Annotated in this window: 15 protein-coding genes and 1 tRNA gene; 2 read left to right on the top strand and 14 right to left on the bottom strand. The window is 62.2% G+C overall.

Annotated features, from left to right (window positions below; translation table 11 throughout):
• Nucleotides 1-218: 218 nt before the first annotated feature.
• From ACSS7Z_RS03375 to ACSS7Z_RS03345, 7 genes are all read right to left on the bottom strand, one after another.
• Entirely contained in the window at nt 219-2,222 is a 2,004-nt protein-coding gene (locus ACSS7Z_RS03375) for an alpha-L-arabinofuranosidase family protein (RefSeq protein WP_438253048.1), read from the bottom strand.
• Between the two features lie 69 nt (nt 2,223-2,291).
• Nucleotides 2,292-4,844: a family 78 glycoside hydrolase catalytic domain gene (locus tag ACSS7Z_RS03370; RefSeq protein ID WP_438253046.1), complete on the bottom strand. Its 2,553-nt coding sequence runs from the start codon at nt 4,842-4,844 to the stop codon at nt 2,292-2,294.
• On the bottom strand, nt 4,841-7,282 hold the full coding sequence (locus ACSS7Z_RS03365; protein ID WP_438253045.1) for a glycoside hydrolase family 3 C-terminal domain-containing protein: 2,442 nt from the start codon (nt 7,280-7,282) through the stop codon (nt 4,841-4,843). Before ACSS7Z_RS03365 ends, ACSS7Z_RS03370 begins: the two co-directional genes overlap by 4 nt.
• A gap of 2 nt (nt 7,283-7,284) precedes the next feature.
• Nucleotides 7,285-8,589, bottom strand: a complete 1,305-nt coding sequence (locus ACSS7Z_RS03360; protein ID WP_438253044.1) for an MFS transporter — start codon at nt 8,587-8,589, stop codon at nt 7,285-7,287.
• Between the two features lie 84 nt (nt 8,590-8,673).
• Nucleotides 8,674-9,603 carry a LacI family DNA-binding transcriptional regulator gene (locus tag ACSS7Z_RS03355; protein WP_438253043.1) on the bottom strand — a complete coding sequence of 310 codons (930 nt, stop codon included), beginning with the start codon at nt 9,601-9,603 and terminating at the stop codon, nt 8,674-8,676.
• A 564-nt stretch (nt 9,604-10,167) separates the two neighbouring features.
• Nucleotides 10,168-10,258: transfer RNA gene (locus tag ACSS7Z_RS03350), tRNA-Ser, on the bottom strand.
• Nucleotides 10,259-10,367: 109 nt separating this feature from the next.
• Nucleotides 10,368-11,375 (bottom strand): LacI family DNA-binding transcriptional regulator, encoded by a 1,008-nt coding sequence (locus ACSS7Z_RS03345; protein WP_438253042.1) that lies wholly within the window; start codon nt 11,373-11,375, stop codon nt 10,368-10,370.
• Nucleotides 11,376-11,492: 117 nt separating this feature from the next.
• On the opposite strand from ACSS7Z_RS03345, the gene ACSS7Z_RS03340 reads away from it, so the two are divergent.
• Entirely contained in the window at nt 11,493-11,864 is a 372-nt protein-coding gene (locus ACSS7Z_RS03340; RefSeq protein ID WP_438253041.1) for an L-rhamnose mutarotase, read from the top strand.
• Entirely contained in the window at nt 11,861-13,024 is a 1,164-nt protein-coding gene (gene rhaI / locus ACSS7Z_RS03335; RefSeq protein ID WP_438253040.1) for an L-rhamnose isomerase, read from the top strand. Before ACSS7Z_RS03340 ends, rhaI begins: the two co-directional genes overlap by 4 nt.
• A 63-nt stretch (nt 13,025-13,087) precedes the next feature.
• Here the strand turns inward: rhaI and ACSS7Z_RS03330 are convergent, their stop codons facing one another.
• Genes ACSS7Z_RS03330 through ACSS7Z_RS03300 form a run of 7 tightly spaced genes read right to left on the bottom strand, consistent with a single transcriptional unit; the run spans nt 13,088 to nt 20,201 of the window.
• On the bottom strand, nt 13,088-13,846 hold the full coding sequence (locus ACSS7Z_RS03330; protein WP_438253039.1) for a class II aldolase/adducin family protein: 759 nt from the start codon (nt 13,844-13,846) through the stop codon (nt 13,088-13,090).
• 27 nt (nt 13,847-13,873) lie between these two features.
• Nucleotides 13,874-15,307, bottom strand: a complete 1,434-nt coding sequence (locus ACSS7Z_RS03325; RefSeq protein WP_438253038.1) for a rhamnulokinase — start codon at nt 15,305-15,307, stop codon at nt 13,874-13,876.
• Entirely contained in the window at nt 15,280-16,032 is a 753-nt protein-coding gene (locus ACSS7Z_RS03320; protein ID WP_438253037.1) for a glutamine amidotransferase, read from the bottom strand. The genes ACSS7Z_RS03325 and ACSS7Z_RS03320 overlap by 28 nt, the downstream gene beginning before the upstream one ends.
• A 21-nt stretch (nt 16,033-16,053) precedes the next feature.
• Nucleotides 16,054-16,617: an RpiB/LacA/LacB family sugar-phosphate isomerase gene (locus ACSS7Z_RS03315; RefSeq protein WP_438253036.1), complete on the bottom strand. Its 564-nt coding sequence runs from the start codon at nt 16,615-16,617 to the stop codon at nt 16,054-16,056.
• Nucleotides 16,614-17,654 carry an ABC transporter permease gene (locus ACSS7Z_RS03310; RefSeq protein WP_438253035.1) on the bottom strand — a complete coding sequence of 347 codons (1,041 nt, stop codon included), beginning with the start codon at nt 17,652-17,654 and terminating at the stop codon, nt 16,614-16,616. Before ACSS7Z_RS03310 ends, ACSS7Z_RS03315 begins: the two co-directional genes overlap by 4 nt.
• A 17-nt stretch (nt 17,655-17,671) precedes the next feature.
• Complete coding sequence (locus ACSS7Z_RS03305) at nt 17,672-18,685, bottom strand: ABC transporter permease (protein WP_438253034.1); 1,014 nt, start codon at nt 18,683-18,685, stop codon at nt 17,672-17,674.
• 1 nt (nt 18,686) lies between these two features.
• Complete coding sequence (locus ACSS7Z_RS03300; RefSeq protein ID WP_438253033.1) at nt 18,687-20,201, bottom strand: sugar ABC transporter ATP-binding protein; 1,515 nt, start codon at nt 20,199-20,201, stop codon at nt 18,687-18,689.
• Nucleotides 20,202-20,247 lie beyond the last annotated feature (46 nt).

Here is a 20,247-nt window from a genome sequence, read left to right as displayed (position 1 = left end):
CTCGCCCTCCGCGGCCAGCCTCCGAATCAATGCCCAATCTTCCAAAGTGATCACTCTCCAATAGTTGAGTGTTCACTTTTCAAGCGCCGCTACTGTCCAGTTTTCAAGCGCCGCCGACACACGGATCCTGACTCTCGCGAGCGCCTCACGCTGCAAGTGCCTCAATCAAGTCTGCGGTGAGGATGTTTGCCGCGAGACGCCCGCGTATCGTGACGCCCTCAGGGGATCGGCGCAGCCCTGGTTGCGACCAGTGAAGCTATGGATTGAGCCACCACCTCGATGCGAACTCGTCCGTCGCGAACGCGCACCAAGGCATCCGACGGTGACAGCACTGACTCGCCTGCTCCCTCAAACGTCAGAGAGTTCGCCGCGCCGAGCTCAGCCGAAAGCCGGGTGACGACATACTCTCCATTTGAGACGGCCGGAAGTACCAGTTCAGCGACGGTCGGCGAGTTCGTCGTGTTCACGATCTTGACGTACTGCAGGTCAGACGTCGCGGTGCTGGAGACGAAAATGCCCTGCGGCGGGTCGGACACGACGGGGACAACGGTCGCTCCAATAGTGTTCCCGAATAGTCTCTGCACCTCGTAGTTGACTGTTGGCATGACGGTCTCGGGGTTGAAATCGATCAAGTTATGTGGCCACAGTCGTGAACCGACATTGTTGAGCAGGGGTGCGTACGAGGTCATCGCTATGACATCGGAATTGCGCTCAACTCCGGTGAGAAAAGCCGCCTCGGCGAGCGCACTCTCGAAAGTGTTTGGCTCAGTTTTTGCGGTGACCGACTTGGCGGCATACTCGCCAACAAAGACCTGGGCGCCTTCTCGGTCGATCTTGTCGTAGCGATCAGCATGAGAGAGAAACCAGGCCGGTGACTTGTAGAAGTGCTCATCCACTATGAGAGCGCCCTCTTGCCCTCTCGCGAACTCCCAGGTGGCGTCAAACGCCTTCCCCTGCGCGAAGGGTCCAGCGCTGAGGATCGGGACGATCTCAGGATTGCGGCTGCGAACTGCTTCCCGGATCTTCGCGTAGTTCTCGAAATAGTGCGTGCCGTAATTCTCGTTCCCTATCCCGAGGTACTTCAGAGGGAACGGCTCCGGATGTCCAGCCTCCGCCCGCAGTGCGGCCCATGAGCTATCGGCAGGACCCCCTGTCGCCCAGTCGATGAGGTCGAGCACGTCCTGGCGAACATGGTCAAAGTCGGGGTCGTTGTGTCTGATGCACTCCCTGCTGCGGAACTGGCAGCTGATTCCCGCGGGGACGATCGGAATCGGCTCCATACCGAGGTCTTCGCAGAGCAGGAAGAATTCGTAGTAGCCGATCTGGTTGGACTGACTGTAGTCGCCGTCGGCAACTCGTAGGCCCCAAAGGTTGTAGTCCGCTCGGCGTTGGTGAAGCGGACCAACAGTGCGCTTCCAGTCATAGGCGTTGTCGCCGCCCATTCCCTCCACAACGCAGCCGCCGGGGAAGCGCATGAACTTCGGGTTGAGTGCCGCGAGGGTCTCGATGAGGTCGCGTCGGAAGATTCCCTGCGACCAGCGAGGATCACCGGCTCCCCAGTGGTCGGCAGGTACCAGCGACACCTCATCGATATCGAGATGCCCTTCACCCTCCAGTTCGATCTCGAAGTGCACACGACCCGTGCGAGAGACAGGGATTGGAAAGGATGCCTGCTGCCAAGCGCCATCACGAGCATCCTCGGCGAGAGTGAAGGGTACTTCTCCCGCGATTGTTCCGTCGGGCTGTACCAGGCGCGCTGATACGCGACCCGAGAAGCGGTGAGAGCGTAGCCACACCGACAAGACCATGTCGACACCGATGGTTGCTGCAATGACCGCGCGGCCTCTTTCACCGGTCGGTTGATACCCACCGTTACGGACGACCGCTCTACCGTCCTCAATTGTCAGGCGCCCAAATCTGGCCTCGGGTGTGATCCCTCCGACGTCCAGCACCTCAAGCGATCCCTTCAGAACCTGCCAGTGCCGCCCCGGATCTCGTGCCACCCGTCCCCGACGTTTGGTCGTCATGGCGATGAGTTCATTGTGAAGCCGTCGGTCGAGGTATGTTCCGTCGAAGCTGTGGTTGGCGATGACGTTCGCGTTGAGGCCTCCGTCGCACGCCCTGTTGAGGTCTTCGTAGAAGAGCCCGAACAAGGTGGGACTGACCGACGCAGTGCCGAGGGAGGCGTCCGCCAGCACATCAAATCTCTGCCCGTGAGTCACTAGCTCCCCTGTTCACTGGATGATGAAGGCATCCACTGGATCATCCGACCGTATGCCAGCATGGACGAGTTACGCTGCGACGAATTCGCACTGGAACTCGTGGCGCCCACTGGTGCGCACGTGCTCAGTGCCGTCAGGCAACACGATGGTGCACGATGTCGAGACCGGCACCTCCACCGCGAGAGTGAAAACGCCGTCGGCGACGCTCCAGTCCGACGACGCCTGCCCATAGGGAGTTGTCACGCTTCCGCGCGCAGACGCGAGCCCCCCACCCATGAGTGGGGCGACTCGGAAACTGCGGTATCCACCCTCGATGGGTTCGATGCCCGCCACCCGACGGTAGAGCCAGTCGCCCACCGCGCCCGCGGCATAGTGATTGAAGGACACCATCCCGCCGTCCGAACTGTCGTCTCCCCCACCGGCCGTGAGGCTCGACGTGTTGACGGTGCCATCGGGCCGCAGCGCGTCCCATCGCTCCCAGATCGTGGTGCCACCGGACTCGACCATGTACAGCCACGACGGGCTGGATGTCTGCTGCAGCAACCGGAACGCGTCATCCACTCGACCATTGTCAGACAGCGCGAACAGAATGTACGGGGTTCCGGGGAACCCCGTTGCCAGGTGACCATCGGCGTCATCGATGAGTCGAACCAAGTTGTCGGCCATCTGGTCGGTCTCGGCCCCGCTGGTCATCCCGAAGTGCAAGGGAAGTACGTAACCGGTCTGGAACTCCTTGGCGAGCAAGCCATTGCCGTCAGTGAATTTGGCGCGGTACGCAACGATGATCTCCTCGCGGAGCGCCCGATAGCGCGCGGCGTCCCCGGGATTGCCGAGCAGGTCAGCGATATCGGCGACGATTCCACAGGAGTTGGCAAAGTACGCGGTGCCGATCCACTTGCCCTTGGCGAGCCAGTCCCGTACCGCACCGTCTGGAGCCGTCCAGTCCCCAAAGTGGAAGGGAAAGCGCCAGATGCGCCGCGCGTTCTTGGTGACCGAGAAGAGGCCCGACCACCAGGAGGCGGCACCGAGGAACTTGGTCATCGTTTCATACTGGTCGCGCAGAAGACCGAGGTCACCGCGCGCGAGATACTCGGCCCACGGCGCAAGCACACAGACATCACCCCAGCAGGATGTTGCCATCACCGGGAAGCCATTACCCGCGCGAGGCACCACCATAGGGATGCCACCACCGGGGCTCTGCTCGGACTTCAGATCGCGCAGCCACTTGCGCATGAACCTGCTCATGTCGAAGTTGTAAGACGCCGTGGTCGCGAAGACCGCGTAGTCCCCGGTCCAGCCCTCGCGCTCGTCCCGCTGCGGGCAGTCCGTCGGGATGTCCACGAAGTTGGATCGGCCACCCCACTGGATCGCGGACTGCAGCGCATTGATGAGGGGATCCGACGAAGTAAAAGAACCCGTCTCCGCCAGGTCTGAGTGCACCACGAGAGCCGTGAGGTCCAGGTCCTCGGCAGTGATTCCGCTCACGCCAACATAGCGAAATCCCATGTAGGTCAGTCGGGGCGAGTAGGTCTGTTCGCCCTCGACACACGTGTACGTTGCAGTGGCTTTCGCGGTGCGCAACGACTTCACGAACAGTTCGCCGTCGACGAGCACCTCGGCGTGCCGGAAGGTCACGGTCTGTCCGCGCTTTCCCCGGACTATCGCGCTCACGACGCCCGCGAAGTTCTGCCCGAAGTCAAAGATCAGCTCCCCACTAGCTGCCACGGAGTGGGCGACGGGATGCATCACCTGCTGCGCACGAACCGGCGAGCCGTACTGGGCGACAATCCGCGGAGTCCCCCGCGGCGCGGCGGTGTCTGCTTGCTTCCAACTCTGGCTTTCCTGGGCGACGGTTGCGTCGTATGTCTCGCCGTCGTACCACTCCGCCATCCTGAATGGCCCGTCGGTGCTGACTTGCCAGTCCGGACCGGTCGCGATCACCTCGACAGTCCCATCCGCATACTCCAAGTGAAGCTCGCACAGAAAGGCCTGGCGGTCCGCGTAGATCTTGTTCTTACGCTTGTGGGTATACGAGCCCACAGCCCAGCCTCCGGCGACAGTCGCGGTGAGGGTGTTTTCACCATCACCAAGCCCATCGAGATCGTAGGTTTGATACTGGATCTGGTTCTCGTAGGAGGTGAACCCCGGGGCGAAATAGTCTGCCCCTACTTTGGCGCCGTTGAGCTCGAGTTCATACACTCCCAGAGCGGTGGCCTCAAGCCAGGCACGTCGCAAGCCGGCACCGACGACGAAGGTCTTGCGGAACGACATCGGTACCGGGGATTGCTTCTTGGGTGTCTCGTAAGCACGGTCTGTAATCCATTGTCCCGACCAGGGTGTTTCCAACCGTCCGGCGCGGAACGAGGTTGCAGCCTCCGCCACGTCTCCGCTCGACCCTGTGGCCGTTACACGTACGAGATACTCCGTGAAAGGTTTGAGCGGTCCGGCATACACCGTTCCGATCTGCTCGCGCGTTTCTACGCTCCAACCGTCGACAGCGATGACGGCTGACTGCAGGTTTTCTCCAGGAGCCTCGGCCCCCAACGCAAACGAGATGCGAGGAGCCTCATCCGTGACGAGACCGGAGGCAAGCCCATCGATGGTCAATGACGTGATCTTCATGAACGTGCTTTCTTGCCCAGTATTCGGCGCAGGCCGCGGATGGGGTGGAATGCAGCAATATCTGCGATGCCTTGAGCGAGGTTAAAGGGAAACTGACCGGATGCCGACATGGCCATGCTTCTCAACGAGTTGAACGGCATCATCCGCAACACGAAGTGCGCATTCTTGACGCGCGCGTCACGCTCGAGACCGTCAGGCAATGCGAGCGCCGTCAGGTAGTCCTTTTTCATTCGGGAAACAACTGTCTGGTACATGATTGCGCCCATGACGGAGTGCCGCGCATCGGCAAGTCGAGTCTCCATCGTGAGGCGATGGGACCGAGAGTGAATCGGAACCTCTCGCCCCAACAGCAGCGAGAAGCTCTCCGGAATCTGCACCGGCGGCATCGCATACGCGCGCTCGACCTCGGGGAGGTAGGGAGAGCGTGAGTCGCGGCCCGAAGAAATGCGCAGCGGCGCGGTCGATCGGATGTCGTCGGAGGACGCCGCTATAAGAATTTCATAATCGCCGTTTTCGAGAATCCACCCGCGGTCGCGTACATCCCAGTAGGCGAGATCGGACAGCTCAAACGAAAGCGCAGCCTCCACGGTGTCTCCTGCCGGAACCTCGACCCTCGTGAACGCGCGGAGCTCTTTCTCTGCCTTGAACACCTCTCCCGCGTTGTTGCGGACGTACAGCTGCACGACTTCTGCCCCGTCGCGGCTTCCGGTATTTGATACATGGACGCTGACGCCTACGCGGCCGTCCTGCACGCTCACCGCGAGGTCGCCGTAGTCGAACTGGGTGTACGACAGGCCGTGCCCGAAGGCGTAACGAAGCACGGTCTTGGCTTTGTCATAGAAGCGATAACCCACATAGATCGATTCGTAGTACTGGGCTACTGTTCCGTGGTCGAAGTCGGCCGCGGAGCTGGCATCACCCGCGGTAAGAGGCCAGCTTTCGGCGAGCCTGCCTGAGGGGTTTGCTTCCCCGAAGAGGAGGGCAGCAGCGGCCTCTCCTCCGGCCATTCCCGGAAGGTACATATCGAGTACCGCCGCCAGTTCGTCGGCGAACGGCAGCTCGACGGGCGCGCCGGCGAACAACACGAGCACGACCCGAGCGCCGGAGTCGAGCAACTGCCGCAGCAGTGCGGTTTGATTTTCTCCCAGAGCCATCGACTCTCGGTCGAATCCTTCGCTCTCTTCGAGGTCAGTGAGCCCTCCGAAGAACAGCACGGTGCTGGCTGATTTCGCGGCCGCGAGTGCTTCGTTTTCCATCGCCGGATCGCGCTTGGGATACGTGCTGCGGTATCCGGTGGCGTAGATGTAGTCAATGCCACGGTGGTCGAAAGCGATTTGGGGGCTCACGACCTCGGTCGGGTTGATGAGCGACGAGCCGGCACCCTGGAAACGCATCTGCTTGAACATTTCGCCGACGATGAGCAGCGAGTCGGCGCGCTGGTCGAGTGGCAAGATGCCGTCGTTGGCGAGAAGCACCGCCCCCTCGGTGGCGACCTGCCGGGCGAGCTCGCGGTGCTCCACCGGGTCATGACCGAGTCGCCGGGGTGCGACCGTCATCCGCTCGACGAGGGTTAGCATGCGGCGCACCGCTTCGTCGAGCACTGCCAGATCGAGGCGCCCGTCTCCGATCGCGGCGATGAGTTGCTCTCCGTTGTGTCCGGTGCCGCCTGGCATGTCGAGCTCGCAGCCCGCTTGTATGCTCTCGATACGGTCATGGGTAGCTCCCCAGTCCGTCATCACGACGCCATCAAACCCCCACTCATCGCGAAGGATGCGGGTGAGCAACTCACGGTTGTCGGAGCTGAAGACGCCTCCGATCGCGTTGTACGCGCACATCACGGTGTGTGGCTTAGCGTGTGTGACGACGCGTTCAAACTGGCGCAGGTAGATCTCGCGGAGAGCGCGCTCGTCTACCTGACTATCGCCGACGAAACGGAAATTCTCGTTCGAGTTGGCCGCGAAATGCTTGACAGAGGCGGCGATCCCTTCAGACTGAATGCCCTGCACGAAAGCCGCCCCGAGCATCCCAGATACGAGCGGGTCCTCGGAGAAGTACTCGAAGTTGCGGCCACACAAAGGATTGCGTTTGATGTTCACGCCCGGGGCGAGCAGCACATCCACCCCGCTATCGGCCGATTCGCGACCGATAGCGACTCCGATCAGTCTTGCGTTCTCAGGACTCCACGAGTTTGCGACGGTCGCGGAAGTGGGAAAAGCGGTCGATGGCTCGTTGTCACCGACACCAAAGGCTCCTGCCGCAGCCCTCACCTTTCGCACTCCATGCGGCCCATCGGTCAGATAGAGCGCGGGGACGCCGAGCCGCTCGATCGCGGCGGTGTTCCAAAATTCAACACCCTCGAGAATCCCGACCTTCTCGTGGAGAGTCATTGCGGCGAGCGTCTCTTCGACGGAGAGTGCACTTGTAGCGGACGAGGTCATGCTCAACGCACACCTTTCACAAAGCTAGTTGTAACGCCAACGCCAAGGGCGAGCAGCGCTCCGACCAGGAACAAAGCCGTGTAGTTCCCACCAGCGCTGGGCCCAATCAGCAGCAGGGCTGCACCAATAACCGGAGCGATCGCCGTCGACAGGGTCGCCGCAAGGTTGTAGATCGACATCCAGCGCCCTGCCTGTTCCCGATCGGGAATCAGATCGCTCGCCATCGCGACGTCGACCGCGCCAAACATTCCGGCAGCACCGAGAATGCACAGTACTGCGGCGAAAAATAGACCAAACCCATCAGCGAATGCCATAAGCGCCAGCCCCGTAGCCGTGAGGCCGGACGCGCCATAGATGAAGGCCTTGCGTCGCTTGAGTCGATCCGAGAGTGTGCCGGAGACGATGGCGAACGTCATGGTGATGAGGATGCCGAGACCACCCACCACCGCGAGCTGCGCCCCGGCCTGCTCGGCGGTGAATCCGATCCGATCCAGCAGAAAGTACAGCTGGTATGTGGTGAGAAAGGCCAGCGCGGTCTGCATGAGCAGCTTGCCGAGCCACACCAGTGAAAAGTCGCGGTGCTTACGCGGGTTGAAGACGAGCAGCCGGAAAGTCTGGGCCAGCGAGGTGTGAGGAAGAGTTACGATCGGATCCGAGATGAAGATCATGAAGATCGCACCGACCACGGCGAGCGTGATGACCGGGATGAGGAACATCAGCAGCAGGTTCGTCGTGAAGAGTCCGCCGATCGTGTAACCCAATACTCCGCCCAATTGAGTGGCGACGCCGACGATCGCGCCCATGATTCCCCGCTGAGCCTCAGGCACACGCTCCGCGACGAGCGGCGTAATTGCCGCAGCGTTGCAAGCGCCGCCGAGAGAGACCACGACCCAACCCAGGATCAGCATGGGTACCGAGTCTGAGAGTGCGACGATGGTCGATCCGATCGCGAGCACGATGATGCCGCCGATAAGCCAGGGCCGGCGTCGACCGATTCGCGTGTGGGTGCGGTCACTGAGCACGCCGGCGACCGGCCCAGCGATGAGCCCGACGACGGCACCCACTGTCGCGACCAGTCCGAGAAGAGCAGCCTTGTTGCCTGGGTCCAACACGCCGACCTTGTAGGGAAGGCTGAACAACGCAGGCATCATCACGGTCAGGTAGAGGCCGAAGTTCAACAGCCCGAACAAGGTGATGAAGAGTCGACTCACCTTTTTCTGTGGGTCCGGAAGTACCACTTCGACCTTGGTGGATGCACCAGTCTGAGTGGGCGCACCCGCTGGGGTGTTTTCGTCGTTGAATGCCATGAGACTCCGATGTCATGAGGCGTGCCACTAGCGCGCGCTACCTCAGGATACGGGACGCAGCTCACGAGCGCAAAGCACTAGGTACTAGCTAGTCTCCCGACGCACTAGAACAGCAGTCGCTTCCGGGCCTGCCTGGGGGTAGTCAGAAGCCGTCACACGACTCAGAGCGAGCTCAGCGAGGAATCGCCCTAGACCCGCGGTGTCCACACGAACACTTGAGAGAGCCGGGACCACGAGACGAGCCAGCGGGGTGTCATCGTGGCCGACGATCGCGAGAGTGCCCGGCACGGGCAGGCTCGCGCGAATGGCGGCACCGAGAACGAGAGCGCCCACGTCGTCGTTGTACGCCACGATCCCATCGACTCCGTTGTTGACGAGCTCGGCGAGCGTCGATCCGACGGTGGACTCGTTCACGGCGACGCTTGCCACCAGGGGCCGCCCGGTGATGGCAAGGTGCGTCTTATCCGCCAGCCCACTGCGCTGTGAAACCAGATCCTGCAGCCTCGGATCAGTTGTCCCCACAAAAGCAATCTGGAGACGGCCGGAGTTCACGAGGTGCTCTACTTGAAGGCTGGGGCCTTCTTCGAAATGGAGCTCACGTCCTAGTTCCAGGGCATCCCTACCGGGGACCAGCGTGTGTGCACCGGTTGCGACAATCGCCGAATGCTGCGCGTCCGAGAGCGGAGCCAACGCGATGACCACCTCGGGACTCAGGCTCTCCCAGAGAGGAACCGCCTGTCCCCCTGGATGCGGCGTCATCGTCACCATCGAGTACCCGGCCCGATCGAGCACCAGCGATGCCTCATCCAAATGTGCCCTCATGCTGTGGTCGACGGGCCAGTCGGGCAGCAGGATCAGCACGATGTGACTTCGACCGCTCGCGAGAGCACGTGCCGCGGTGTGCGGTTTGTAGCCGAGCCGCCGTGCTTCGCTGAACACCCGCTGGCGGGTGGACTCCGGAATGGTCTGCCCCGGGGTGTCGTTGAAAACAAAACCGACGGTAGCGCGGGACAAACCTATTGAACGCGCGACATCAGCCGCTGTGACCCGTTTGGCCGGAAACTTTTTGTCAACCCCTGACACCGCCGTGCTCCTCTCCACTTGAGCACATTATCTCCTGAGCAACCACTGCATCGCGAAGAGCCATGACTTGACATCAAACCCGTAGAGCTCGCTCTCCGGGTTGAACACCGTGCTCTCGGATCAAGAAGTCAAGCAGCGGCTTCCCTGTGGACACGCGCGTCGCCGTATCGAACTCGAACAAACCCATCGGACCCAACCGGAAAAGTCCGGCCCACAGTGTGGTGAGCGGCGCTCGAGGCGCGCATCTCGGCTGAAAAGGTAGGTCACCTCTTGCAGAAATAGAACGGCTCCGGGACTTAGGCGCGGGGCGTCGGGAGACCGAGAGAAAAGATCCCTCCGTCTCCGTGCGCCAAGCCTTAGGGAAATGCGACGTGATCAGCACTTTCACGCATGCTTGCCGGGCGGAACGGACACTCTTGGCCGACGATTCCGTGGGCGATTTGACGCAAACCCAATGCAGAGCATTTAAAAAATAGCTTCCGACCAGGGCTTTTATGGCGGAGACGGAGGGATTTGAACCCTCGGTCCCCTTAGAGAGGACTCCACCTTAGCAGGGTGGTGCACTAGGCCACTATGCGACGTCTCCAGGCATCCAGGCCAAAACTCGGATGCGCTCGTCCATCATAACTGGTTCCCACACCAGCGACGAACCGAGCTCGAACCGCACTCGTCAGCAGCCCGATTTGGCCCCCAGCTCAGCCGCCAGACGAGCGACGAACCACCAGCTCAGGCCGAAAGCGCACGCGTCGTTCGTACTCGCCGTCCGGGTTCTCGATGACTTTGAGCAGCAGTTCCACTGCAGTGTGCCCAATCTTCTGCGCGGGCTGACGCACGGAGCTCAGCGGCACCACCGTCGCCTCAGCGAAGTCGATGTCGTCGTATCCGATCAAGGCGATATCTTCGGGCACTCGCATGCCGCCGAATATCGAGAGCCCCTGCAGCAGGCCGACGGCGAGCAGATCGTTCGCCGCGAACACACCGTCCGGTCGCTGCGCAGGCTCGCGTCGCGAGATGACCTCTCCGGCAGTTCGCCCGTTGAGCACCGTCAGCGCTGGCATCTCAATCACTTCGAGCGATGCTCCAGGCACCTCGGCGACCGCGCGCCGGGCACCTTCGAGACGGTGCTCGACCTGTGGAATCGAGGCTGGACCGCCAACAAAAGCGAGCTTCCGCCGCCCCTGCTGCAAGAGATGCTCAGTTGCCAGCTGGCCCCCCTCAACGTCATCGACCGACACTGAGCAGAACTGACTGTTCGGCATTTCATGGTCGACGAGCACGACGGGAACACCGGCGTCACGCAAACGCGCGAGCATCTCGGTAGCAGTCGATGTCGGAGTGATGAGCACACCGTTCACCCGCTGCTCCCGAAACAGGTCGATGTACGCCTCTTCTCGAGCGGGATCCTCGTCGCTGTTTCCCAGCAGCACCGACAACCGGTCCTCCTCGGCACGCGCCTCGGCGCCGCGCGCGACCGCAGCAAAGAAGGGGTTGCTCGCATCGAGCACGATCATGCCGATGCTGCGGCTTCGCCCGGCCCGTAGCTGTCGAGCGGCATCATTCCTGACGAACCCGAGCTCCTCAATGGCTGCGGCAACGCGCGCCACGGTGGCCGGTGCGACTTTATCCGGACGATTCATCACGTTCGAGACCGTGCCGACCGATACACCCGCCGCTATTGCGACATCTCGTACGCTAACCGTCATTCGAAACTCCTCGCATCCATGCTGACGCGAGTGTATCCGGGAACAGCTCTCGCACTTGACGTGACCCGTGAAAACTCCGTAGCATTGTGTGTTGAAACGATTCATGAACGGACGACGATGACCAGCGCCACCCGCTACTGCTTCCAGCTTCAAATCCGCCCCGAGCTGCTCGAAGAGTACCTTGAGCGGCACAGCCCCGTCTGGCCCGAGATGCTGGCCGAGATCGCAGCATCCGGCAGGCGCAACTATTCACTCTTCCTGGGCGAGAGCGGTCGCCTGATCGGCTATTACGAGACCGACGACGACGCTGCCGCTCAGGCGTATCTCGCGCAGTCCGCAGTCGCCACGCGCTGGGAATCCGAAATGGCTCGGTTCTTCGTCGGCCTCGACGGCCGTCCTGATCAGGCCGCAACACCACTCACCGAAGTCTTCAACCTGGCGGAGCAGCTCTCCGCCGCAGCATCCGACAACGAAAGCAGTGCAACATGAGCATCCTCTCCCCCGATCAGCTGACCGAGCTCGAGAAGCAGTCGATCGAACTCCCGTCCTGGGCGTTCGGAAACTCCGGGACCCGCTTCAAGGTGTTCGGCACCCCCGGCACGCCCCGCGACCCGTTCGAGAAGATCGCGGATGCCGCGCAGGTGCACAAGTACACCGCGCTCGCTCCTGTCGTCGCCCTGCACATTCCGTGGGACATGTGCGATTTCGATGATCTGCGCAAGCACGCCGAAGATCACGGCGTTGCCCTCGGCACCGTGAACTCGAACACCTTCCAGGATGACGATTACAAGTTCGGCGCCCTGACCCACGAGGATGCTGCCGTGCGCCGAAAGGCCATCGATCACCACCTCGCGTGCATCGACGTGATGGATGCCACCGGCAGCCGCGACTTGAAGATCTGGCTGGCGGAGGGCTCGAACTACCCGGGCCAGGCCGACATGCGCGGCCGTCAGGACCGCCTGCAGGAGTCACTGCAGCAGATCTACGCGCGCCTCGGCGAGAACCAGCGTCTGGTACTGGAGTACAAGTTCTTCGAGCCCGCTTTCTACCACATGGACGTTCCGGACTGGGGTACCTCGTACGCGCAGGTGAGCGCGCTCGGCGACAAGGCACTCGTCTGCCTCGACACCGGTCACCACGCCCCCGGCACGAACATCGAGTTCATCGTCATGCAGCTGTTGCGCCTCGGCAAACTCGGCTCGTTCGACTTTAACTCGCGCTTCTACGCTGACGATGACCTGATCGTCGGTGCAGCCGACCCGTTCCAGCTGTTCCGCATCCTCTTCGAGGTCGTCCGCGGCGGCGGGCTCAACAACCCCGATGTGGCCTTCATGCTCGACCAGTGCCACAACGTCGAGGACAAGATCCCCGGTCAGATCCGCTCGGTGCTGAACGTCCAGGAGATGACCGCCCGCGCGCTGCTCGTCAACACGGATGCCCTCACCGCCGCCCAGCGCTCCGGCGACGTTCTCGCGGCCAATGCCGTGATGATGGATGCCTTCTACACCGACGTCCGCCCGGCACTTGCCGAGTGGCGGGAGTCCCGCGGCCTCGCCGCCGACCCGATGGCAGCGTATGCAGCATCTGGATATCAGCAGCAGATCGCTGCCGACCGCGTCGGCGGCGTCCAGGCCGGTTGGGGCGCCTGAGCGCATGCACTAACGGGCCGCACGCTCATCCCTCCGATGAGCGTGCGGCCCGTTTGCAGAGTCTTACGCCCCGGCAAGCCCCGCGCGACGAGCCCGAAAATCGGGCCGATCGAAGTACGCCGCAGTGGTCTCGGCGTCGAGCGTCGCAACTCCGCCTGCTGCTCGCGCGCCCAGGCGAACGCGGGCACTCTTGACTGCCATCAGTGAGATGCCCTCCGCTCCGGACGCTGTGTCAGAGATCGCGATGATTCCGTGGTTTCCCAACAGCACCAATGACGGCGTCTCGCCGTGCTCGGCAACATACCCCTCGAGCAGTTCGAGGAACACGCGGCCCAGTTCGATTCCCGGCTGGGCATAGGGCACGAATAGCGGCTTGCCTAGCACCATGTACTCCTCCGAGTACACGGGCAAAGCGAATGAAGTCGCAGCTTCCACGCTCGCCAGCAGCGCCACGACATCGGTCGGGTGCGTGTGCGCGACGTACTTCTTCGAACCGAAGGCGCGAGCGGCAACGTGCACCAGCGACTCGATTGACGCCCGCACACCGCTCTGAGTTGTCAGAGCCGCGGTGAGATCATCCTGTGTGGTGGCAGGATCACGCAGAACCCGCAGCAGCTCCTCCTGATCAACCGTCACGAAAGTCTCGGCCGTAGCATCCGCCATCGAAGACCCGGATGCTTTGACCACGACGGTCGTGTCATCAATCTGCTCGCTCGTATTGCCCTCGGCGAGAATCACCAGATCGCGCTCTGGCAGGCCGAGTCGGCGAGTGAGGGCGATCAGCTCTTCGCTGACGAGGTCGGGACTGATCCGTGCGTTCATGTCTACTGCTCTCTTCCGTATTGCATGTCATCGCGGGGCGTACCTCTTCGGCGAGACGGTTCGCGTGGCAACCACCCGCAGGTCTTCCAGCGTTCCGTCGAGCTCGCCCATACTGCGAGCCTGCACAAGGATGCTGCCTAGCGCCGTAGCTTCGTCGGGCCCTGCGAGGACGGGGACATCTGCGCGCTCGGCCGTGCGCCGACACAGCAGAGCATTGCGCGATCCGCCGCCCACCATGTTGATCTGGGTCAGCCGCTGTCCGGTCAGCTCTGCTGCTTCAGCGGCAGCATCCGCAAATGCCTGCGCGAGGGATTCGATGATGCAGCGGGCAATTTCGGCCATTCCCTGCGGAACCCGGAGTCCGCGCTCAGCACACCAGGTCGCGATCCGAGCCGGCATATCGCCCGGTGTCTGGAATACCGCGTCATCCACGTCGACGACCGAGACCTCGAGCTCCACCGCTTCCGCCGCGGCGATCAGCGCACCGAGGTCAATCGATCCGCGTTCACGCTCCCACAGCCTCATCGATTCGCTCAGCATCCAGAGGCCCATGCCGTTGCGCATGATGAGGTGGCGGCCGTCAGTGCCAGACTCGTTCGTGAACCCTGCGATGCGTGCTTGTTCGGTGAGCACGGGTTCGACCCGTTCGACGCCGACCAGTCCCCAGGTTCCGCATGAGACGAATGCAGCGCCATCCTCCGACATAGGAATCGCGACGACAGCAGAGGCGGTGTCATGGGCTGCGACAGTGACGACGTCGAGCGACGCCCCGAGGCCTTCAGCGACCTCGGTGGTGACCTGTCCGAGTCGAGTTCCAGATGCCACGATCGGCGGCAGCAGCGCCCGATCGATGCCCACTGTATCCAGAAGCGAGCCATCCCACTCACCCGTGCGCGCGCTCATCAGCGACGTGGTCGAGGCGATCGTGCGCTCCGCGACTCGCTCGCCACTCAGCCAGAACGAGAACAGATCCGGTGTAAGCAGCGCTGTATCCGCGACGTCCAGCAGACCATCCTCGGCGTCAGCCGCCAACTGATAGATCGTATTGATCGGGAGAATCTGGATGCCGGCCCGGGCATAAATCTGGGCCTCCGACATCCGCGAGTGCACACGGTCGACCTGCGACAGCGTCCGCTCATCGCGGTAGTGCACCGGGTTTCCCAACATCCGTCCGCGACGAAACAGCCCGTAATCCACGCCCCAACTGTCGGTCGCGACCGATAGGAGCCCGGGCGTCTCGCGAACCGCTTCACGCAGATGCGTCATGGCGCCGTTCCACAACGAAAGTGTGTCCCAGTGCATTCGTCCGGAAACGATGACCGGGGTGTTCGCGAATCTGCCGACCTCGCGCATCTGCACGTGACCGTCCGTGAGCGTTCCGACGATCACTCGCCCGCTCGTCGCGCCGAAATCGAGCGCAGCGAAGCTCGGCGTCACTCCGCGCTTCCGTCGACGAGCCACTCGATGAGGTTGCACCACATCGGGCCGAATCCATCCCAGGCGAGGAACGCCGGCGGCAGCCAGTGCGGGCCCATATCACTCATGAACGCCCCGACGCGGCCGGCGCCCTCGCGGTCGACGATGACGAGCGGGTGTTCGCCTGCCGTCGCCAGCACGTCTGCGCCGGAGCGCGGTGTGACCCGGTGATATCCCAGAACGTGCGGCCATGTCTCGGCGAGTCCGGCAGTGATCGGATGCTGCGCAGTGACGACGGGTTCCACCCCCTGGGGCGTCTCCTCGCGGTCATCTCCGGTCTCCATTTCGACCGGCAGGATCTCGGCGAGTGGGGTATTGCGATAGTTCGCCTTCGCCTCGATGCCCTGGAAGCTCAGATAGCCGCCGACCATCAACAGTGCACCTCCGTCGCGAACCCAGTCGACGAGGAGCTGCAGACGGTTCGGGATGCGCTCACCCCTGCTGAACACGCGATCGGGAAGCAGTAGCGTGTTCGCACCGATGTCGCTGAGAACCACGACATCAACGTCGGCGAGCGCTGCCTGATCGGTCGGGAACCGCTCAGCCGCGACATGGTTGGGTTGGAAGTCAACGGTGTGACCGCCGGCCTCCACCGCACGGATGAAATCATCCGCGCCCTCGCCGTATGACGACGTCGTGAACGTATCAAAGCCCTTGGTGTGCAGGGTCGTGGTCGACCATGACTCCCCCGCCAACAGAATCCGTGCCATGACGATCTCCTCTTCTCTTGCTTAGAACGCCAAACCGATGGGTTCCGGGCCGAGTTCCGCCTCACGCGGGTTCGGCACCTGGAATCCGTTGGCGCGGTACGCCTCGTAGTCGAAGTGCTCACACTCCTCATATCCGATCCGGTGGTAATCGTCGAAGCCCCGCCAGTCCTCGTAGCCCGCTCCGAATGTGTTGTCGAGGAAGGCATCCGCCATCGCTTTGCCCAGACGCGGACCGATGAAGAACCCGCCCATCGCCATCAGGTTGCAGTTGTTCGCCGTTGAGGCTCGCTTCGCAGCCGACACGCTTTCGCACACGGCTGCGTGCACATGCGGGCATTTGCTGGCCGCGACATGGATGCCCATGCCCGAGCCACAGAACGCCAGCGCTTTCTCGTACTCCCCCTCGGAGATCTGGGAGCCGACCAGGAAACCAACCCGGTGATACATAGGAGTGACATCCTTTGAGGGGGTCAGGTCCTTGACCGTCCAGCCGCGCTCCTCCAGATGCTTCTTGACGGCTTCTTTCAGTGCGAACCCGGCGAAATCGGCGCCGACGACGACGTGGCGGTCCTTGACGAGTCTCATGCTTGGTTTCCTTTCCATCGCAGCAACTTCATGAGGTTGCCGCGTTTGTCCCACTGGTTGACGACGATCACGAGCAGCAGAACGCCGCCCCAGATCAGTGGTCGGTAGAAGTTACTGATGTGCGGGAACGCATTCAGCAGTGACGAGAGGACCTGCAGCACGACCACCGCCAGGATCACGCCCGAGAGTCGCCCGGATCCGCCGTTGGGGTTAATGCCGCCCAACACCACGATCAGCACCGCGAGCAGTGTGTAGGTCGAGCCGTAGTCAGCCTTCGCCGAGTTGTAGTTCGCGAGCATCACCAGGCCTGCTGTGCTGGCCAGGATGCCGGAGAACATGTAGGTGCGAATGATCAGACTCGTCGTCTTCAGCCCGCTGAACTTCGCCGCCGTCTCATTCGATCCGAGCATGTAGAGCTTCGTACCGAAGGCTGTCTTGTACATGAGCAGGCCGACCAGAATCGCCGCGATGACGAAGATGATCAGCGGCATCGGGATACCAGCGATTCGAGCCGCCATCACCTCGGCGTACTGCGGAGGGAGGCCGCTGATCGGCTTTCCCGCGCTGATGATGATGGCGATGCCGGTGAACAGCTCAAACGTACCCAGCGTCACCAGGATCGCCGGTATGCGCACCTTCGCAACGAGGAAGCCGTTGAACGCCCCGGCCAAGGCACCGACCACGAGCGAGAGCGCGATCCCCGAGGCGAGTGCAAGATTACCTTGCCCAGCATCCGCTCCTTCCGGTGCGATCGCAAGCATCAGCGAGGCGCTGCCGATCGCCGTCATATTAGCGACGCCAACGACGGACAAGTCGATTCCGCCGATCACCATCGTCAGCATCACACCGAGCGCCATGAGGGCAAACTCGGGGAACTGGATGGCCATCGACTGCCAGGTGGGAGCGCCGAAGAAGTACTGGGGTTTCATCACCGCGAAGAAGATCAGCAGTAGAGCCAAGACCGCGGCAAGACGCACCACGTGTTGGTCGCGCAGGATCGACAGGCGGGGCTTCGAAGAGGTAGCCGTAGAGAACATCGTGTGCGTTTCCCTTCTCAGACCAGCACCGCCGAGCGCTTGCGCGCCCGTCGAGTCAGTTGGATCGCCGAGATTCCCGTTCCGATGATGATGAGCACGCCGAGAGCGAAACCCTGCCAGAACGTCGGGATGCCGACGAGGATCATGCTGTTTTGCACGATGACGATCAGCAAGGTGCCGAGCATCGCGCCGGTCAGCGTTCCGGTGCCGCCCGTGATCGCAGTGCCGCCAAGAACAACGGCGGCGATGACCATCAGCTCCATGCCGAGAAGGTTGGTCGGATGCATCTGGTCCATCATGCTTGTGCGGACCAGACCCGCGATCGCAGCGGTGGCACCGACGATGACGTATAGCCAGAACTTGATGCGGCGCACGTTGAATCCGGCACGGGATGCCGCGCTCTCGTCCCCACCGATGGCATAGATACCCCGGCCGAACTTCGTGTATCGCAAAAGCAGGAATGCACCGACGACGACAGCTACGAGCAGCAGGAATGCCACCGGCATGCTCGAGGTCAGACCCGACTTCGGGTTCGTCGCGACGAACAGCGTCGCACGACCGAACTCGCTCATCCCAACGGGGATGTTCGGGATCTGGACCGAGCCGAGCGCTCCCTGCATAAATCCGGAGAACACGTTTGCCGTGCCCAGCGTGATGATCAGCACCGGTATCGCGATCCGCGAGGTGAATAGACCATTGAACGCCCCCAGCAGTGCACCGAAGATGATGGCCATGATCAGCGGCAGCCAGATTCCGCCGCCCCAGCCGGCATCAACGAGGATGCGGGTGGTCGCGTAGACCGCGAGCGAGGCTAGCGCGGGGAACGAGACATCGATGCCACCCGAGACCAGAACGAGAAACGCGCCGACCGCGAAGATCCCTGGCACGACCATGGCATTGGCGAGGTCGACGAGGTTGTTTGCGCTGAAGAATTGTCCGCTACGAGCCTGGATGATCAGGCTCAGCGCGACGATGACCAGCAGCAGGTAGAACTCGTTCGCTCGCAGTATCTTGTGTATGAAGGTCTGCACGTCACTCTCCCTTCGCGGCAGCATCGATGTCTTCGGACATCAGAGCCACCAGATCGTGCTCACCCGTAACGGCGGGATCGAGCTCACTGACGATGCGACCGGAGTTCATGACGAGCACACGGTTGCAGTTTTCAAGTACCTCGGGAATGTCATCCGAGATGATGATCACCGCAAGTCCCTCGGCGGCGAGATCACGCAACACCCGGTGGATGTCGTGCTTAGAGCCGATGTCCACCCCGACGGTCGGCCCGTTGAGGATGAGCACGCGCGGGTGGGTGGCCAGCCATTTTGCCAGCACGATGCGTTGTTGATTTCCCCCCGACAGCGTGTTGACGGCATTCTCTGGATCAGGGGTAGCGATGCGGAGTTCATCGACCCAGCGACGAGCCTCGGCATCCGCTTTTCTCTGATCGAGAATGCCCAAAGAAGAGACGAATGAATCGATTTCTGAGATCACAATGTTGGACCCGATAGACCGCTCGAGGAAGAGCCCCTCGGTCAGACGGTCCTCCGGAACATAGCCGATGCCGTGGGCGATGGCGCTACGCACGCCTTCCAGGCGGACGGGCTTGCCATCGATCCGGATCTCACCGGTCTCCGCCCTCAACGCGCCGAACAGCGCCAGGGCCAGTTCCGTGCGTCCGGAGCCGAGCAGACCGGTGATCCCGAGAATTTCTCCCGGCCGCAGCGCCAGATCGACGTTGTCGAACGCGCCATCGAGGCCGAGGCCGGAGACCTCGAGTACCGGGGCTGTGTCGCTGAGCTCTGGAGTGAATCGAGTCTCGTCGAATTCCCGACCGGTCATATACGTCGAAAAAGACTTGCGGTCCAGCTCCTCGGGCAGACAGGTGATGACGTGCTTGCCGTTCCGGATAATGGTGAAGCGCTCGCTGATTTCGAAGACTTCCTCGAGCTTGTGGCTCACGAACAGCGTCGCGATGCCTCGCGCCTTGAGGTCGAGGATGATTCCGAACAGGCGCCGCACCTCGCGACGAGTCAGCGCAGTAGTCGGCTCATCCATGATGATCAGCCGCGCATCGCTCATCAGTGCTCGGGCAATGGCGACCAGCTGCTTTTGGGCAACGGAGAGCGTCCCGACCATCTCATCCAGGTCGATCTGCACATCAATTTTCGCCAGCGCTTGCTTCGCGACTTCGCGCATGCGTCGCCAGCTGACCAACGGCCGACTGCTGGCGAGCTCGGCTGGCATCGCCAGGTTCTCCATCACCGACAGGTTCGGAAACACCGAGAAGTCTTGGTAGATGACCTGTACGCCGTTGGCAATGGCCTCACGCGGGTTGAGCTTGGTGAAGACCTCTCCACCAACCTCGATAGTGCCTGCGTCCGGGGCATGCACCCCCGAGATGACCTTGATCAGAGTCGATTTTCCGCTGCCGTTCTCACCGGCAAGGCAGTGGATCTCGCCCGGGGCGATCTCCAGCGAGATGTCGTGCAGTGCCTGCACGCCCGCAAAGGCCTTGCTGACGCCGCGCACAGCGATGACGTTGTCGCCCATGAGCGCTTCCTTTCGTACTCAGAGGTGCGGGTGTGGCCGGGCATTG

This window comes from Microbacterium wangyouchuni, assembly GCF_051546305.1.
Lineage (GTDB): Bacteria > Actinomycetota > Actinomycetes > Actinomycetales > Microbacteriaceae > Microbacterium.
The sequence above is the reverse complement of the archived record's forward strand: the minus strand, read 5'-3'. Positions and strand labels throughout refer to the sequence as shown.

Excerpts from the sequence above, each read along its gene's own strand:
- ACSS7Z_RS03365 (WP_438253045.1), bottom strand. The coding sequence starts at position 7,282 with ATGACCTCGTCCGCTACAAGTGCACTCTCCGTCGAAGAGACGCTCGCC.
- ACSS7Z_RS03345 (WP_438253042.1), bottom strand. The coding sequence starts at position 11,375 with ATGACGGTTAGCGTACGAGATGTCGCAATAGCGGCGGGTGTATCGGTC.
- ACSS7Z_RS03320 (WP_438253037.1), bottom strand. The coding sequence starts at position 16,032 with ATGGCACGGATTCTGTTGGCGGGGGAGTCATGGTCGACCACGACCCTG.
- rhaI (WP_438253040.1), top strand. The coding sequence starts at position 11,861 with ATGAGCATCCTCTCCCCCGATCAGCTGACCGAGCTCGAGAAGCAGTCG.
- ACSS7Z_RS03360 (WP_438253044.1), bottom strand. The coding sequence starts at position 8,589 with ATGGCATTCAACGACGAAAACACCCCAGCGGGTGCGCCCACTCAGACT.
- ACSS7Z_RS03310 (WP_438253035.1), bottom strand. The coding sequence starts at position 17,654 with ATGTTCTCTACGGCTACCTCTTCGAAGCCCCGCCTGTCGATCCTGCGC.
- ACSS7Z_RS03330 (WP_438253039.1), bottom strand. The coding sequence starts at position 13,846 with ATGAACGCACGGATCAGTCCCGACCTCGTCAGCGAAGAGCTGATCGCC.
- ACSS7Z_RS03370 (WP_438253046.1), bottom strand. The coding sequence starts at position 4,844 with ATGAAGATCACGTCATTGACCATCGATGGGCTTGCCTCCGGTCTCGTC.
- ACSS7Z_RS03315 (WP_438253036.1), bottom strand. The coding sequence starts at position 16,617 with ATGAGACTCGTCAAGGACCGCCACGTCGTCGTCGGCGCCGATTTCGCC.
- ACSS7Z_RS03340 (WP_438253041.1), top strand. The coding sequence starts at position 11,493 with ATGACCAGCGCCACCCGCTACTGCTTCCAGCTTCAAATCCGCCCCGAG.
- ACSS7Z_RS03300 (WP_438253033.1), bottom strand. The coding sequence starts at position 20,201 with ATGGGCGACAACGTCATCGCTGTGCGCGGCGTCAGCAAGGCCTTTGCG.